Consider the following 16640-nt stretch of genomic DNA (forward strand, 5'->3'; position numbering starts at 1 on the left):
GCTCGGCGCTGCTGGGCTTTGGCGCGGACATGACTATCATCGAGGACTACGACCCGTCGCTGCCATTGGCCTATGGTGATCCGGATCAGCTGTTGCAGGTGGTTCTGAACCTGCTCAAGAACGCGTCCGAGGCCGCCGGCCCCGAGGGCGGGACGATCCGCCTGCACACCTATTTCGAACATTCCTTCCGTCTGCGGCGCAGTGATGGCTCGGGTCACTCGTTGCCGTTGCAGATCGAGATCATCGACGATGGCCCGGGCCTGCCCGAGGACATCCGCGGCGATATTTTCGACCCGTTCGTTTCCGGCAAGGAAAACGGCACCGGCCTTGGCTTGGCACTGGTCAGCAAGATCGTATCCGACCACGACGGTTGGATCACGGCCGAGTCGGTGCCGGGGCGGACAGTCTTCCGGCTGTCACTGCGCCGCGCGCCGCGCGAGGCAGGGCAGGACAAAGAATAATCAAGGAGAACACCAGATGGATGGCACGGTACTGGTTGCAGATGATGACAGAACGATCCGGACGGTTCTGACCCAGGCCCTGACGCGGGCGGGCTGCAAGGTGCATGCGACCTCGTCCCTGACGACGCTGATGCGTTGGGTCGGCGAGGGCAAGGGCGACGTGGTGATCTCGGACGTGGTCATGCCCGATGGCAACGGGCTGGAAATGCTGCCCAAGATCGCACAGGACCGGCCGGGCCTGCCGGTGATCGTGATCTCGGCCCAGAACACGATCATGACGGCGATCCAGGCGGCCGAGGCGGATGCCTATGACTATCTGCCCAAACCGTTCGACCTGCCGGATCTGATGAAGCGCACCGCCCGGGCGTTGGACCGCAAGCAGCGGGTTCAGATCGAACCCGCGGACACATCCGAAGACCGCCCCGACGAGTTGCCATTGGTCGGTCGAACTCCGGTGATGCAAGCCCTGTACAGGTTGGTCGCCCGGGTCATGAACACCGATCTTTCGGTCATGATTTCCGGTGAAAGTGGCACGGGCAAGTCGTTGATTGCGAGGGCAATTCACGATTTCTCAGACCGGCGGACACTGCCTTTTGTGACTGCTACTGCAGCAGACCTGCGCGACCTGGAGGGTCCGGCCCGGGTCATGGCCCGGGTGCGCGGCGGTACCTTGCTGATCGACGAAATTGCAGACCTGGACGATGAAATCCAGGCCCGGATCGTGCGGATGATGGACACGCCCGGCGACCACGTTCCGCGCTTCATGGCGACCAGCCAGTCGGACCTGACCGAGGCGATGGAAAGCGGGCGGGTGCGGCAGGACCTTTATTACCGCCTCTGCGGTGCCACCATCCATGTGCCAGCCCTGCGCGAGCGGGTCGACGACATCCTGCTGCTGGCCGAGCATTTTCTGGCCCGTGAAGAACGCGAAAACGGCACAAAGCGGCGGTTGGGCCCTGACGCGATCGAACTTGTGCGCCGGTATTCCTGGCCCGGCAACGTGCGCCAACTGGAAAACGCTATCCGGCGGCTGAGCCTGACAAGCCGATCCGACGAAATCACCAAGTCCGAGGTCGAGGCCGTCTTGGGCAGTCAGCCCGAGGCCGAACCACTGCTGAGCGGGAGCGAACGAGAGAAGCTGTCTTCGTCGGTTGCGCGGCATCTGCGGCGCTACTTTGACCTTCATGGAAACATGCTGCCGCCACCGGGTCTGTACCAGCGCATTCTGCGCGAGGTCGAGGCTCCGCTGATCGAAATCGCGCTGGATGCGACCGGAGGAAATCAGGCAAAATGTGCCGATTTGCTGGGGATCAACCGGAATACGCTGCGCAAAAAAATCACTGATCTCGATATTCAGGTGACACGTCGGCGCAAACTGATGTAATCTCGCCACACAAACCGTGGCATCCGAGCACAGTCCCGGAAAAGACCACGACATATGGCGGTACGCCGCGAAAGCGGCACATCAGGATGAGGGCAGACGGTGGTATCCCGGGCACAGAAACGGCCGGTATTATCCCTGAATCGGTGGCGTAAGTCCCGGAAACTGCGCAATTTCGGCACATTGGGGCTGGTTGTGTTGGGGCCGGTCCTGACCCTTGCGACCTACCTTGTTATCGGGCCGTTTGACCTGGGTGCGAATGCGCCCACGCTTCGGCTGATTCTGCTGGCAGACCTTGTTTACATCCTGGTCGTGGCGGCCTTGGTTCTGGGGCAGCTGGGCAATCTGGTTGCGGCGCGTCGAGCCAAATCGGCGGGCTCTCGCCTACACCTGAGGCTGATCGGGGCGTTCACGCTGTTGGCGCTGGTGCCAACGGTGACGGTTGCGATTTTTGCCGGTCTGACCGTGAATATCGGGCTTGAGGGATGGTTCTCGGACCGGGTCAGGCAGGTTGTCGGATCTTCGCTGACGGCGGCCGAGGCCTATGAACAAGAGCACGAACAGGGTCTGACGCAGGATGCCTCGGTTCTTGCGCGGTTTCTGGACAATGCACGCAAGCTGGACTTCTACATCTCGGATGCCGAGCTGCGCGAGGTGCTGGCCCAGGGGCAGGCACAGATTCAGCGCGGATTGCGCGAAGCCTACGTGATTGACGGCAGTGGCGAAATCCGGGCCCGCGGAGACAGGTCTTATCTGTTCAACTACGAACCGCCGACACCCGAGCAGTTGGAGCAGGCCCGAGACGAGGGGCTGTTGATCATCGCGGACTGGCCCAACAACGAATTCCGGGCTCTGGTGCCGCTGCGAGCCTATCTGGACCGATATCTATATGTCAGCCGCGCAGTAGATGGCCAGTTGTTGACCCTTTTGGATGACACCAAGGAAACCGCGCAGTTTTATCAACAGTTGGAAAACGAACGGGGCAGGGTGCTGTTCGAGTTCGGGCTGTTGTATCTGGGGTTCGCGGTAATCCTCATCTTGGCGGCCGTTTCGCTGGGTATGTGGTTCGCCGAGCGGCTCTCGCGCCCGGTTGGTCGTCTGACCACCGCCGCGCAGCGGGTCGGGGCCGGTGATCTGGACGTGCAGGTCATCGAGGAGGCCAGCGACGACGAAATCGCCATGCTGGGGCGGTACTTCAACCAGATGACCCGGCAATTGAAGGCGCAGCGGGGTACGCTGCTGGAAAACACCCGCCAGATCGAAAGCCGCCGCCGGTTGTTCGACTCGGTGCTCAGTTCGGTGACTTCGGGCGTTGTCGGGGTGGATCCGGATGGTCAGGTGACATTCGTCAACCGATCGGCCGAGCGCTTGCTGGACTGGAAAGGCCATGAGCAACAATTGGCAATCGGCATTGCAGTACCCGAGTTCCTGCCTTTGTTCGAAGCGCTGAAAGAAGGCAACCAGGAAGCAATTCAGGACGAAATCAAGGTCACCCGCAAGGGGCAACTGGAAAACCTGCTGGTCCGGATGGCAACCCGACGCGGCGAGAACGGCAGGCTGGAAGGTTACGTGGTCGCCTTTGACGACGTGACCGATCTGGTCAGCGCCCAGCGTATGGCGGCCTGGGGGGACGTGGCACGCCGCATCGCGCATGAGATCAAGAACCCGCTGACCCCCATTCAGCTGAGCGCCGAACGCATCCGGCGGAAGTTTGCGCGGAAGCTGGATGAAGAGGACAGCGCCAGCCTTGAATCCATGACCGACGTGATCGTTCGCCAGACCAACGATCTGCGCCGGATTGTCGACGAATTCTCGAAGTTTGCCCGCATGCCCGAGCCCGACCGGCACGAGGAAGACATCGCGGGCCTGGTGCGCGAGGCGGTTCTGCTGCAGCAGGCCGGTCAGCCAGACGTTCAGATCGACGCGGAGATCCCGGACCAGCCAGTATTGGCCGATGTGGACGCGACGATGCTGAACCAGGCGCTCACAAATCTGATCAAGAACGCCGGCGAAGCCATCGAAACCCTGAAAAAGAAGGGTCCGCCCGACAACCTCAGCCCGCAGATAAAGGTGCGCCTGTCCACGGATGACGACGGAACACTGATTACCATCGCGGACAACGGCATCGGGCTGCCCGAAGACCGGGCGCGGCTGTTCGAGCCCTATGTGACCACGCGCGACGAAGGGACTGGCCTGGGCCTGCCCATCGTCAAGAAAATCATTGAAGAACACGGCGGTACGCTGACCCTTGAGGATGCGCCCGTGTTCGACGGACAGGACCATTTTGGCGCAATGGCCGTGATCCGGTTGCCGAAGGCCAACACGGCCCCGGTCGCAGCGCCGCAAAAGCAGGCAATTAAAACCAAAACACTGAAAGCAGGCCAAAGATGAGTGACATTCTGATCGTAGATGACGAGCGCGATATTCGCGAACTGGTGTCCGACATTCTGGAGGACGAAGGATATTCCACCCGGCTGGCCGGCAACTCGGACGAGTGCATGGCCGCGATCAACGCAGAACCACCCGGGCTGCTGATCCTGGACATCTGGCTCAAGGACAGCCGCATGGATGGGATCGACATTCTGAAGGCGGTCAAACGCGACAATCCGGATGTTCCGGTAGTGATCATATCGGGGCACGGAAATATCGAAATCGCCGTCGCTGCGATCAAGCAGGGGGCATATGATTTTATCGAAAAACCCTTCAACATCGATCAGTTGATGGTGGTGATCCGCCGCGCGATGGAAACGTCGCGCCTTCGTCGCGAGAATGCCTCGCTCAAGCGCAAGGAAGTCAGCAATTCCGATATGATCGGCAAGTCGGCTGCGTTCCGCGCGATGCTGAGCCAGTTGGACAAGGTGACCAAATCCAACGGTCGGGTCATGCTGCGCGGTCCCGCCGGATCGGGCAAGGAAATCGCCGCGCGCTACATTCATGCGCACTCGAACCGGGCGAACGCGCCCTTTGTCACGGTCAACTGCGCCGGCGTCGAACCCGAGCGCATGGAAGAAGTTCTGTTCGGCCGTGAATCCGCCGAACGCGGCGTTGAATCCGGTCTGCTCGAACAGGCCCATGGCGGTGTGGTCTATTTCGACGAGGTCGCCGACATGCCCTTGGGCACGCAGTCCAAGATCCTGCGCGTTCTCGTCGATCAGCAGTTTCAGCGGGTGGGTGGCTCGGACAACGTCCGTGTCGATCTGCGGGTGATCTCTTCCACTAACCGCGACCTTGAAACCGAGATTTCCGCGGACCGGTTCCGCGAAGAGCTGTATCACCGTCTCAACGTCGTCCCGATCGCGGTGCCGTCTTTGGAAGAACGGCGCGAAGATATTCCTGTCCTAGCCAAGCATTTCATCGAGATGTGCAACGAAACCCAGGGCCTCCCCGTGCGCGAGTTGTCGGAAGAGGCCGTCGCTCTGCTGCAGACCATGAGTTGGCCCGGCAACGTGCGCCAGTTGAAGAACCTGGTCGAGCGGGTCTTGATCCTTGGTGATGGCACCGGACCGATCGAAGCGCGGGAATTGCCGAATGAGGAGGAAAAGGCCGACGATTCCGGCCGGGTCGTGCTGTCGGGCGCTCTGGCAACGCTGCCACTGCGCGAGGCACGAGAGGCGTTCGAGCGTGAGTATCTGCTGACCCAGATCAATCGCTTTGGCGGCAATATCAGCCGCACGGCCAGTTTCGTTGGAATGGAACGCAGCGCCTTGCACCGCAAGCTGAAATCGTTGGGTGTAGTCACGTCGAACAAGTCGGGCGCGCGGGTGGCGCAACTGGACGAGCCTGAACCGGCGGAATAGGGGCCGGCCATACCGGCAGGACAACGGGAGGCGCCCGGCCATGACGCTATCGATGATCCAGAAGGGATTTCCCGCCTTTGGTCGTCGTCTCAAACGGCTTCGGCGGGCCACCGGGATGAAGCAGGCGGCGCTTGCACATGTGATGCGGGTCGATCAGGCCACGGTGTCGCGCTGGGAAAACGAGGTCCAGACCCCAAGCCCTGAACAACAAGCTGCGGTTTTCTCGGCGCTTTCGGATCACCGCGCCGACGATGCAGCACTGAAGCGGCTTGTCGGCAGTTCGCAAGCCTGTCTGCATCTGGTGGACGAAGCGAGCCATGTTTGTCTGGCCTATTCACCCAGCCGCGCACGGGATTGGTCAGCCAGCCAGCACTCGTTGTTGGGGGTGTCGCTGTGGCAGTATGCGACCGACGAGATCCGCCAGGCCGAAATGGAGCTGACGGACGAGGGTTGGTGGGACCTTCAGGTGCCAAATCCCAAAGCTTTCATCACTTCTCAGGCCGTGCACGACCAGATCACCATCAGCGCAGGCCAAATCGTATGGGAGCGACTGTATCTGGCCGATGGAACCCCAGTGCGCCTTGTCAGCGGCACGCGCGTACGCGCCGCATAATATATGCGTTCACCTCGCCGGGGGGCGAGGGTAGAACTCGGGTGTGACACAATCTTTTCGCATATTCCTGCAGGTGATCCTGTTATGGGTGGCCGGATTGGGCGCGGCCACGCAATTCGCCAAGATCGCCGTTGCCTTCGACGCGGTCGGTGCATTGTACCCAGGCTATGGGGATTCGATCGGCTGGTTGTTGTCGATCATCAGTTTGATGGGCGCCGTGCTGGGGGCCATGTCAGGCGCCATTACCGCGCAGTTAGGACCGGTCCGCCTGCTGGTGTTCGGTTTGCTTCTGGGCGGCGTTGTATCGGTGTTCCAGTCCACCATTCCCGGTTTTCACGTGATGCTGGGCAGCCGGATCATTGAGGGCGTTTCGCATCTGGCGATCGTGGTTGCCGCTCCGACGCTGATCGCACAGATCACACGCGGAGCCGCGCGCAATGCCGCCATGGTGTTGTGGAGTTCTTTCTTTGGAGTTGCCTTTGCGCTGAACGCTTGGTTCGGCCTTCCGTTGATCCAGCGTTTTGGATTGGCGGATTTCTTCATGGGCCACGGGTTCCTGATGGCGCTGATTGCAGGACTGGTCGCCCTGTTTCCGCCAAAGGTTCCGCCCATCGCGACGGAACGGCATGGGTGGGGGCTGGGATCCATCCTGCAGACGCATCTAGAAACCTACCGCTCGCCTCGCATGGCAGCACCGGCGATCGGATGGTTCTTCTACACACTGACCTTCGTGTCGTTGCTGGCGATCCTGCCCGGCCGTATGCCCGAAGATCAGTCGGTTCTTGTAGCCAGTCTGATGCCGCTGGCAGGTATCGTGCTGTCGTGGATCGCGGTACCCGTGCTCTTGACGTTCCTGACCGCGGTCACGGTTGTAAATCTTGGTTTTGCGGCCGGGATGGCTGCCCTTGCCCTGCTGTTTTTCGGAGCGCCTCTGCCCATTGTCGGCATTGCACTGTTTGCGGTGTTGGGCCTGGTGCAGAGCGGCAGTTTCGCGGCGGTTCCTCAACTGAATGGCTCGGCCCGGGATCAGGCGCTGAGCTATGGGGCGATGGCGCAGATGGGAAATGCGGGCAACCTGCTGGGCACACCTGTTCTGCTTGTAATCCTATGGCGTGCCGGAGAAGGCTCGATGTTCGTGGCCGTACTTGTATTCTATGCAGCCGCCATCGCAGCACATCTGTTCCTGTCACTCCGCCGGCGATCGTCGCCTGGCGATCTGGCCTGAGGTCAGCCGGTCAGCCCGGCAACCCCGGCGTGATGATCTGGAATGAGCCGTCGTCGAATTTGACGAAACAAGAGGCCGTGCCCAATGGCGGCAGGACGGTTGTTCGGGTCGGTGGAACGCCCGACTTGACCGACTGTTTGCAGGGCGGCAGGCTGATGGGGCGGTAGCCCTTCTTGGCCATGCACTGCGCCTCGACCGTGTTTCGCAGCCCCTGATTTACATCTACGGTGTAAACGCGGCCCGGCTCCCACCATCCTCCGGTGCGGTAGCATCGCCCGCGCCCGTCGCAATACGTGCGGCCCGGCCAATAGGTGGGCGGGCTTTGGCGCACCTGGTTTGCAACCGGTGCATCCTTCAGCGCCTGCACTTGGCATTCGGTCGTTTCGGCCTGCATCCGCGAGACGCTTTCGCCTTCGCGATAATACATCGACAACGGCCCGCATCCGGCCAGCAGGGCAAGGGGAACAAGCAATCGAAGCACTGTTTTCATTCGCTTATCTTGCATCACACAGGCCGTCATGACAATTCGATTGACCGCTCTGTGGGCATCTGTCATTCAAAACGCTCAGGCAGAAAGGCCAAAGGCATGAAGGTCATCATTTGTGGCGCCGGCCAGGTGGGCTGGCAGATTGCTCGGCACCTTTCGGGCGAGTTGAATGACGTCACCGTTGTGGACAACAACCCTGACCTGGTACGCCGGGCGACCGAGACGCTGGACGTGCAGGGCATCGCCGGCTTTGCCAGCTATCCCGACGTGCTCGAGCGGGCCGGAGCCCGTGACGCCGACATGATCATCGCCGCGACCCATTCTGACGAGGTGAACATGGTCACCTGCCAGATGGCCCACTCGGTGTTCTCGATCCAGCGCAAGATCGCGCGGTTGCGGTCGAAATCCTACCTCGAAGCGATCCATCGCGACTTGTACCGCCGCGACCATCTTCCGATCGACGTGGTGATCAGCCCCGAACGTGAAGTGGCCGCCGCAGCCATGCGCCGCCTGTCGGCGCCTGCGGCTTTTGACACGGAACTGTTCATGGATGGCAAGGCGCAGCTTCTGGGCATTCGGATCGCCGAGGATTGCCCGATCGTCAACACGCCCTTGCGCCAACTGACAGACCTGTTTTCAACGCTCAGCGCCATCGTGGTGGGTATTCGCCGCGACGGAACGCTGTTCGCGCCGGAATCCGAGGACCAATTGTTCGTCGGTGACGAATGCTATGTATTTACCAGCGTCCAAGACGTTGATCGTACGATGGAAGTCTTTGGTAAGTCACAGAAAAAGCAGGATCGCGTGGTCATCGTGGGTGGCGGGAACGTCGGCCTTGAAGTCGCCCGGACACTGGAAGAACGCGAGGGCCGCATCCGTGCAAAGGTTATCGAGCGTGACCGGCGCTGTGCGGAACTGGCCGCCGAGTCGCTGGAGCGTACGATCGTTCTGAACGGCGACGGTCTGGATTCAGCGCTGTTGAGCGAAGCGGGGATCGAGCGCGCGGACGCGATGCTGGCCGTCACCGATGACGACCGGACCAACATGCTGGCTGCGGTCCGGGCCAAGGCCGAAGGTTGCCCGCTGGCGATTGCGTTGATCAACGACCCCAGCATGGTGGCCCTGATGGGGCCGTTGGGGATTGACGCCTATATCAACCCGCGGGCCACGACCGTCAGTTCGATCCTACGCCATATCCGGCATGGCCGGGTGCGACAGGTCTATTCGATCGGTGATGCCGAGGCCGAAGTGATCGAGGCCGAAGTGCTATCAACCTCGCCAATGGCCGGGCAGAAACTGCGCGACATCGACTTTCCCGAAGGCGTCTTGGTCGGCGCGGTGCGCAAGGGCGACGAGGTCCTGCGGCCTACTGGCAGTCTGCGGATTGACGAAAAGGACGTGGTTGCGATTTTCGCAATGGCCAATGATGTACCCGAGGTCGAACGCCTGATGCAGGTTTCGATCGACTTTTTCTGATGGCTGTCGCCCGCGCACCCAAAATCAGCGTTATTCGGCGGCTGCCGCTGTTTCTGTTGATCTCGGCGGTTGTGTCCGTGGCCATGTGGATCCCGGCAATCTACGCCCTTGCCTTGGATGACCACCCCACGTCGCGGTCGTTCTTTTATTCGGGTTTGGTTGGGCTGTTCCTGGTCACGATCGTTGGCCTGGCGACGGCCAGCCGGCAACCGCGGCGTGGGACCTTGGGACAGTTGGCTGTCCTGCTGGGCTCGCTGACGGTATTGCCGCTGTTTCTGGCCGTTCCGGTCCATGACGCGTTGGGGAACACGACCTTTCTGAACGCCTATTTTGACATGGTCAGCGCCATCACCACCACCGGAGCGGACCTGTTTCCCGACCCCGAGCGCCTGTCGGCGCCGGTTCACCTGTGGCGGGCGCTCGTCGGCTGGATGGGTGGGCTGCTGATGTGGATCTCGGCGGCTGCGATCCTGGCGCCCCTGTCGTTGGGTGGGTTCGAGATTACCGCGCGCGGACAGCCGGGCCGCCCGGTTTCCGGCGTTGCCCAGAGCGAAAAGGTCGACCCGCGGGGGCGGCTGCTCCGTGTGACGGCGACATTGACCCCGGTTTACGCCAGCCTCACAGCGGTAATCTGGGTCTTGCTGTTGATCGCCGGAGAAAAGGGCCTGACGGCCATCTGCCACGCAATGTCGGTGATGGCCACGTCCGGCATATCGCCAGTGGGCGGGTTGGAAGGGTCCACCGCCGGGATCACCGGCGAGGCCATCCTGTTTCTGTTCCTGTTCTTTGCCTTGTCCCGCCTGACGTTCTCAAAGGACACCGCGACAACCGGCTATTCCCGGTTGGACCACGATCCGGAATTCCGGATCGGCCTGATGATCGTCGTCGGCGTGGCGGCATTGTTGGTCTTCCGGGTGCTGGCCGGGGTTGCCGAGATCGGCGGGCAGGTGACGGGCCTGCAAACGCTGAACGTCATCTGGGGCATGTTGTTCACGGTGATGTCGTTCCTGACGACGGCCGGGTTCGAAAGCGCTTATTGGAACGACGCGCAACAGTTGTCCGGTCTGGGAACACCGGGGCTTGTGTTGATGGGGCTTGCGCTTATCGGGGGCGGGGTCGCCACCACCGCCGGCGGGGTGAAGCTGTTGCGGGTCTATGCCTTGTACCTGAATGGCGCGCGTGAACTGGACAGGCTGATCCACCCGTCATCGGTAAGCGGGGCAGGCGGTGGCAACCGCCGCATCCAAAGCCAGGGCGCGTTCATCGCGTGGGTCTTTCTGATGATGTTCGCGCTGACGCTCGCGTTGCTTGATGTCGTTCTGGCCGCCGAGGGGGTTGGGTTTGAGCGCGCCATGGTGCTGAGCGTCGCGGTGCTGAGCACGACCGGTCCGTTGATCGAACTGGCCACCGATCTGCCGATCCGTCTGATCGATCTGTCGGCCGGAGCCAAGCTGACCATGTGCGCCGGGATGGTGATCGGCCGGCTGGAGACTCTGGCGATCATCGCGTTGATCACTCCGGCCCTGTGGCGGGATTGAACCGGCAATTCGGGCCTTCACGTTACTGCCTGATTTTTCATCTGGAATATCTCTGCGCGTCACTCCATACTCGCGCGGAGGGAGCGCGTTGGTCCGCAGCGCGTAAGCAAGAACAACGGCGAGATAACAAAATATGGCTTCGGACAGACAGAATCTTCAGGATGCCTTCCTGAACAATGTACGGAAAGCAAAGGTTCCCGTTACAATTTTCCTGATCAACGGCGTGAAATTGCAGGGTGTCATCACCTGGTTCGACAATTTCTGCGTATTGTTGCGCCGCGACGGACAGTCGCAGCTTGTCTACAAGCACGCGATCTCGACCATCATGCCGTCGCAGCCGATCAACCTGTATGAGGGCGAAGACGCCTCTTGATGGAACATGACCGGAGGCGCACCCGGGCTTGGGTGCTGCATCCCGATATCAAGTCAGATGACCAGCGCCGCGACCCCGTTCCGGCGCTGGAAGAGGCGGTGGCACTGGCTGCCGCCTTGCCCGATCTGGATGTGATCGGGTCCGAGATCGTACGCCTGCCGCGGGCGCAGCCCGGCCTGCTGTTCGGCAGCGGCAAGATCGAGGAACTGGGCGCGCGTTTTGCGGAAAACGAGATCGAGCTGGTTCTGATCGACGGGCCGGTCACCCCGGTTCAGCAGCGCAATCTGGAAAAGGCGTGGAAGGTCAAGATCCTCGACCGGACGGGGCTGATTCTGGAAATCTTCTCGGACCGCGCCCGCACGCGCGAGGGTGTGTTGCAGGTCGAGATGGCCGCGCTCAGCTATCAGCGCACGCGCCTGGTGCGGGCCTGGACCCACCTGGAACGTCAGCGCGGTGGGCTGGGCTTCGTCGGCGGACCGGGGGAAACCCAGATCGAGGCCGACCGGCGCGCGATCGACGATCAACTGGTGCGCTTGCGCCGCCAGTTGCAGAAGGTCGTGAAGACCCGGACGCTCCACCGGGCCGCGCGGGCCAAGGTGCCCTATCCGATCGTGGCGCTGGTCGGCTACACCAACGCAGGCAAGTCCACGTTGTTCAACCGCCTGACCGGGGCCGAAGTCATGGCCAAGGACATGCTGTTTGCCACGCTGGACCCGACCATGCGCCGGATCGAACTGCCCGACGGACCCGAAGTGATCCTGTCGGACACGGTGGGGTTCATCTCGAACCTGCCGACCGAACTGGTCGCGGCCTTCCGCGCCACGCTCGAAGAGGTTCTGGCCGCCGACCTGATCGTGCATGTGCGCGACATCAGTCATGCCGAGACCGAAGAGCAGGCCGAGGATGTGCGCACGATCATGGCCTCGCTGGGTGTGGACGATACCCGCCCTCAGCTTGAAGTCTGGAACAAGATCGACCTGCTGTCCGACGAAGACCGGCAGGCCGTGCAGGCCCGGGCCGAGCGCGATCCGGCGGTGTTCCCGATCTCGGCCGTGAGCGGCGAGGGGATCGATCCGCTGCTGACCGAGATCGCCACGACCCTGCGGGGCGTGCGCCGGGAAGAGGTTTTGAAGCTGGGCTTTGCCGATGGCGACAAACGCGCCTGGCTATTCCGGCAGGACGTGGTGCGCGGCGAAAAACAGACCGAGGACGGGTTCGAAATCACCGTTCTGTGGACCGACAAGCAGGCCAATCAGTTCGCGGGCCTCTGACGGTCAGGCCCCGTCGATCTGGCGCTGATGGTCGTCGGCATCGAACCAGCCCAACGACGAGCGGATTTTGTACTCTGTATCCAGCTCCCATTCTTCCCAGCCGCGCGTGATCACCGCGTTGCCGGTCCGGGCGTGGTGCCCTTCAAGGGTCCACACGAAAATGGCGTGGGGACCGGCCCATCGCAGCATGTCGCAGCGCACCTCAAGATCGGGAAAGTCGGTATGAAACCCGCGCGCCATGTCGGCGATGGCTGCCCGCCCGACAATGGGGTCGCCGCGATTGATCGTGATCTGCCCGTCCGACGTAAAGAATTCGGCCACGGCATCGGCGTCACCCGAGCTCCAGGCGATGGCATAGTCGCGGGCTAGATTGTTCAGGGTATCGCGCAAACTGGCCATGATTTTCCCCCTCGCGCTGCGGTCCGGGCGCTCCGGAATGGTAGGCCAAGCCACGGGGCCACGTCCACGGGGCGACAAAAAAGGGGCGGGGGTCCGCCGAAATCCCGCCTATTGCGGCATCAGACGGGTGGTCCCGACAGCGGCGGCGCGGGCCAGATCCAGATCCAGCGACATTGGAATGTACTCACCCCGGCGCCACAGTTGCGCCTGATCGTCATAGTAGCGCGACAGGAAGTGGCCCGATTGCCCGGTGGCCGTGATGAAGACCGAGCTGTCGGGGTCGGCAAAGTCATAAACCCCACGATAGCCCGCGCCGTGCACGTTCTGGAACGGGTCCGGTCCTTCGCCCGAGGTGCGTCCGCGCAGCAGGGTGTTGTCGCCGCCGCTGGTCGATTGGCGGATGTTGACGAAATAGCGCAGCACCGGAACCTCGCCCAGCACCGGGTGGTCATGGGTGGCCTGGTGGGCATCGCCCCAGCGCAGGGATTCCAGTTGGCTGCCATAACGCTCGGAAATCCAGACCAGCGCATCGTCCAGGGCCAGCCGGGCCATGTCGGTGCAGGTTTCCACCGGTGCGCTCTGCCGGACGTCGCACCAGGCCGAGGCTCCGTCGATGTCGCGGAATACGCGTTCGATGAACAGTGGCTCGACATGCTTGAATTCTTTGGCCAGCGGCCCGAGGTCATCGGCGATCAGGCGTTTTTGCAGCGCGCGGACCCAGGCCGCGTAGATCAGCGGCTCGGGCAGGTGCTCGTTCATCTCGCCGTTCCATTCGGCCAGCAGGGTCAAGGCGATCTGGCGCTGGCGTTCGGGGGTGCCTTCGGGCGCGGCCTCGCCGGTGAACCACAGGTCGGCCCCGATCAACGGTAGCAGCGACCGCGCGGTGAAGCTGACCGTGTCCAGCTGCGCCTCGATGAAGCTGTCGCGGGTGTGCACCTCGCGGGATTGCATCAGGAATTCCCAGCGATGGACGCGCTGCGTATCGCCCCATTCATAGGACACATGCAGGGGGAAGGGCCGGTCGATGATCTTGTTGTTGGTGTTGCCCAAAACGCCGCCGGCGGGGGCCACGAATTCGGGGTTGTCGGAATAGGGCAGACGCCCCTGCCAGCGGTTTGCCGCGATCCAGCCCGGCGTCGGGATGCGGCCGCGGCTCTGGTTGTTGAGGTCGCGGCTGGGCATTGCGCCGATGAGTTTCATGCCGACGGTCGTCTTGTCGACCACCGACAGGTTTTGCGACGGTGCGATGAACCGCTCGGCAGCTTCAATCGCTTCACGCACGGTATCCGCGCTCATCAGCGCCATCGACGCGCTGATCGAGGTGTCGCGCGGGCTGAGCGCCGTCCAGGACAGCGAGGCGACATGCCCCGGCGGTGTGATGGTTTCCAGGTTGTAATGGGTGCCGGGCAGGACGGGGCCGTTCTCGGTCCAGCGCAGAGTCAGAGTGATCGGTGGGGCGCCCTTGATCTCGATGATTGAAGGGCGCGACTTGAAGGGTTTGAAGCCTTCAGGCGTCAGGTATTCCTCGGGGTTGTCGGGATTCACTCTTTCGATATGCACGTCCTGATCGTCCAGATAGGAAGAGGTCAGGCCCCATCCCAGCCGGTCGCTGCGGCCGGACATAACCGCCGGAATGCCGGGGATGGTAGCGCCGATCACGCCGCCCTTGGCCAGTTCAAGACGCGCCAGATACCAGATCCCCGGCGCAGTCAGGCCCAGATGCGGATCGTTGGCCAACAGGGTTCCACCGGTGGCCGAACGCGAAGGAGCCGCAGACCATGCATTCGAGGCACCCGCCAACCCGCGCTGCGGGACCGGGTTCAGCCATGCGGCCGCGGGTTCAGAACTGGCGGCATAGCGGGGCAGGTCGGGAAACAACGCCGCATATTCGGGCAGCGCTGCAATGCCCGCGCCAGGCACGTCGGGCAGAATATCTGACAGCCGCTGCGGATCGTTCAGCATCAACGAGGTGCGCGCCCGCAGCACTTCGTCCTGCAAATGCCCGGACAGCTGAACCGCCATCAGCTTGATCATGGCTATGCTGTCACCCGGTTGCCAAGGAGCAACCGGTGCGTTGAACAAAAACATTTCCGGCGCGCCGCGGCCCAGGGCATTTTCGTTGATTTCGTCCAGCCGCGCATTGACACCCGCGGCATAGGCGCGAAGAGCGGCCTTGGTGTAATCGTCCTGAACTTCGAAGGACTGATGCGCCAGCCCGTATAGATCCAGCCGACGCATGAGCTTGTCGATATGCACGGTCCGCTGGCCAAAAACCTCGGACAGGCGCCCCTGCACGGTCCGGCGCATGACTGTCATCTGCCACAACCGGTCCTGGGCATGCGCATAGCCCAGACCGAAGAACACGTCGGGGTCGGTCCGCCCCAGGATGTGAGGCACGTTGGCGGTGTCGCGCACGATCTCGACCGGGGCATTCAGGCCTTTGACCTGCAGCGTTTGATCGTAGTCAGGCAGCGACTGGCTGGCCAGGAAATACACCAGACCGATCGCCGCGAGGGTCAGCAGGACCAGACCCGAGGCGATACGCATCAACCAGCGAAAGACGACACCCATCAGCAGCGCACCATTTGAATTTGCAGATCAGGCGAAGGTTAATTCATGGCTCTGGCGACCGAAAGAGGCCGCGCCGCGGAATCTGCGTCTGAAACGAAAAACTCCGCCACGGCATTGGCCAGTGACGGAGTTTTCTTGAGGGGGGTCAGGGGGTCAGGGAATAATGCGCGTGTATTTGATGCCCTCGACCGTTGCGCCCAATTGCAGCCCAGCCTGACCGAAGACCGCCGCCAGCACGGGTTTGCGCAAGGTGGTCAGGTCGGTCGACAACTGGTCCGCCTGGTCGCTGACGACATATCCAATGTCCGCGCCGGCGGTCCATCCGCTTGAGCGGCGGAAATCGTTCAGGGCGTCCTCGGTCATGAAGAACAGGACATGGGCGTATTGCTGGGCGCCAATCTGCAGCCCGGCGGTGCCTTTGACAGCCGAGTAGTAGTCGACCGTGGCGCCATTGATGCGCAAGGCGCCTTTTCCGTAGCCACCGCCAAAGACGAAGCCCGCCTCGGTGATCAGCGGCATGACCAGCATCCCGTTGGCCTTGTTGGCGATTTCCTGGGTGTTCGGGTAGCGGGTATACATCTCGGTCAGCGTCGCATCGACGCGGGCATCGATCGTTGCCGCGTTCGAGTTTCCGACGCCGTTGCCGCAAGCGGCGGTCAGGGTCAGTCCGGCCATGCCAAAGGCAAAGCCGCGACGGCTCAGTCGTGGTGTGTTGGAACTGCTCATGTTTCTTTTTCTCTGTCGATGTGCCTGAAAAGCCGGGTGGTCCCGGTCTTGTGTGCAAGAATACGCCGAACGGCGTCGGGTGTCACGGGAAAACCGGCAGGCCAAGGCCGGCCGATCGGCGAAAAATCGCGGAGTCCCGTGGGATTAGCCTTGCAGCAGCCGGGCGACCTGCGGCGCGAAATAGGTCAGGATGCCGTCACAGCCTGCGCGTTTGAAGGCCAGCAGGCTTTCCAGCATCACCTTTTCGCCGTCGATCCACCCGTTCTGCGCTGCGGCCTGGATCATCGCGTATTCACCCGACACCTGATAGGCATAGGTGGGT

The 16640-nt window shown here is 62.1% G+C and carries 15 protein-coding genes; 10 read left to right on the forward strand and 5 right to left on the reverse strand.

The window, feature by feature from the left end; all coding sequences use genetic code 11:
- The 6 genes from AC2FM5_RS16130 to AC2FM5_RS16155 all read left to right on the forward strand — a co-directional run.
- The coding region (locus AC2FM5_RS16130) for an ATP-binding protein (RefSeq protein ID WP_496736787.1) at positions 1-461 on the forward strand (461 nt) is incomplete at its 5' end.
- A gap of 16 nt (positions 462-477) precedes the next feature.
- On the forward strand, positions 478-1845 hold the full coding sequence (locus AC2FM5_RS16135; protein ID WP_170338872.1) for a response regulator: 1368 nt from the start codon (positions 478-480) through the stop codon (positions 1843-1845).
- A gap of 99 nt (positions 1846-1944) precedes the next feature.
- Positions 1945-4233 (forward strand): sensor histidine kinase NtrY-like, encoded by a 2289-nt coding sequence (locus AC2FM5_RS16140; RefSeq protein ID WP_496736790.1) that lies wholly within the window; start codon positions 1945-1947, stop codon positions 4231-4233.
- On the forward strand, positions 4230-5639 hold the full coding sequence (ntrX, locus tag AC2FM5_RS16145; RefSeq protein ID WP_170359009.1) for a nitrogen assimilation response regulator NtrX: 1410 nt from the start codon (positions 4230-4232) through the stop codon (positions 5637-5639). The genes AC2FM5_RS16140 and ntrX overlap by 4 nt, the downstream gene beginning before the upstream one ends.
- Before the next feature lie 40 nt (positions 5640-5679).
- A complete protein-coding gene (locus tag AC2FM5_RS16150; RefSeq protein WP_496736792.1) occupies positions 5680-6252 on the forward strand; it encodes a helix-turn-helix transcriptional regulator in 573 nt (190 codons plus the stop codon).
- Positions 6253-6295: 43 nt separating this feature from the next.
- Positions 6296-7477 carry an MFS transporter gene (locus tag AC2FM5_RS16155; RefSeq protein ID WP_496736794.1) on the forward strand — a complete coding sequence of 394 codons (1182 nt, stop codon included), beginning with the start codon at positions 6296-6298 and terminating at the stop codon, positions 7475-7477.
- Between the two features lie 10 nt (positions 7478-7487).
- Here the strand turns inward: AC2FM5_RS16155 and AC2FM5_RS16160 are convergent, their stop codons facing one another.
- Complete coding sequence (locus AC2FM5_RS16160; protein WP_093962235.1) at positions 7488-7967, reverse strand: hypothetical protein; 480 nt, start codon at positions 7965-7967, stop codon at positions 7488-7490.
- Between the two features lie 96 nt (positions 7968-8063).
- On the opposite strand from AC2FM5_RS16160, the gene trkA reads away from it, so the two are divergent.
- The 4 genes from trkA (at position 8064) to hflX (ending at position 12622) form a co-directional block, all read left to right on the forward strand.
- Entirely contained in the window at positions 8064-9440 is a 1377-nt protein-coding gene (gene trkA / locus AC2FM5_RS16165; RefSeq protein ID WP_093962234.1) for a Trk system potassium transporter TrkA, read from the forward strand.
- On the forward strand, positions 9440-10978 hold the full coding sequence (locus AC2FM5_RS16170; RefSeq protein ID WP_496736797.1) for a TrkH family potassium uptake protein: 1539 nt from the start codon (positions 9440-9442) through the stop codon (positions 10976-10978). Before trkA ends, AC2FM5_RS16170 begins: the two co-directional genes overlap by 1 nt.
- A 133-nt stretch (positions 10979-11111) precedes the next feature.
- Complete coding sequence (hfq, locus tag AC2FM5_RS16175; protein ID WP_005982826.1) at positions 11112-11351, forward strand: RNA chaperone Hfq; 240 nt, start codon at positions 11112-11114, stop codon at positions 11349-11351.
- Positions 11351-12622: a GTPase HflX gene (gene hflX, locus AC2FM5_RS16180; RefSeq protein ID WP_496736799.1), complete on the forward strand. Its 1272-nt coding sequence runs from the start codon at positions 11351-11353 to the stop codon at positions 12620-12622. Before hfq ends, hflX begins: the two co-directional genes overlap by 1 nt.
- Before the next feature lie 3 nt (positions 12623-12625).
- Here hflX and AC2FM5_RS16185 read toward each other — a convergent pair whose 3' ends face one another.
- From AC2FM5_RS16185 to AC2FM5_RS16200, 4 genes are all read right to left on the reverse strand, one after another.
- Positions 12626-13021 (reverse strand): SgcJ/EcaC family oxidoreductase, encoded by a 396-nt coding sequence (locus tag AC2FM5_RS16185; RefSeq protein WP_496736801.1) that lies wholly within the window; start codon positions 13019-13021, stop codon positions 12626-12628.
- 108 nt (positions 13022-13129) lie between these two features.
- Positions 13130-15592 (reverse strand): penicillin acylase family protein, encoded by a 2463-nt coding sequence (locus tag AC2FM5_RS16190; protein WP_496736803.1) that lies wholly within the window; start codon positions 15590-15592, stop codon positions 13130-13132.
- A 153-nt stretch (positions 15593-15745) separates the two neighbouring features.
- Complete coding sequence (locus AC2FM5_RS16195) at positions 15746-16318, reverse strand: lipid-binding SYLF domain-containing protein (protein ID WP_093962230.1); 573 nt, start codon at positions 16316-16318, stop codon at positions 15746-15748.
- A 144-nt stretch (positions 16319-16462) separates the two neighbouring features.
- Positions 16463-16640: porphobilinogen synthase (locus tag AC2FM5_RS16200; RefSeq protein ID WP_496736805.1), on the reverse strand; the 178-nt coding region annotated here is incomplete at its 5' end.

The sequence above is a fragment of the Ruegeria sp. BHSA162 genome (assembly GCF_059613385.1).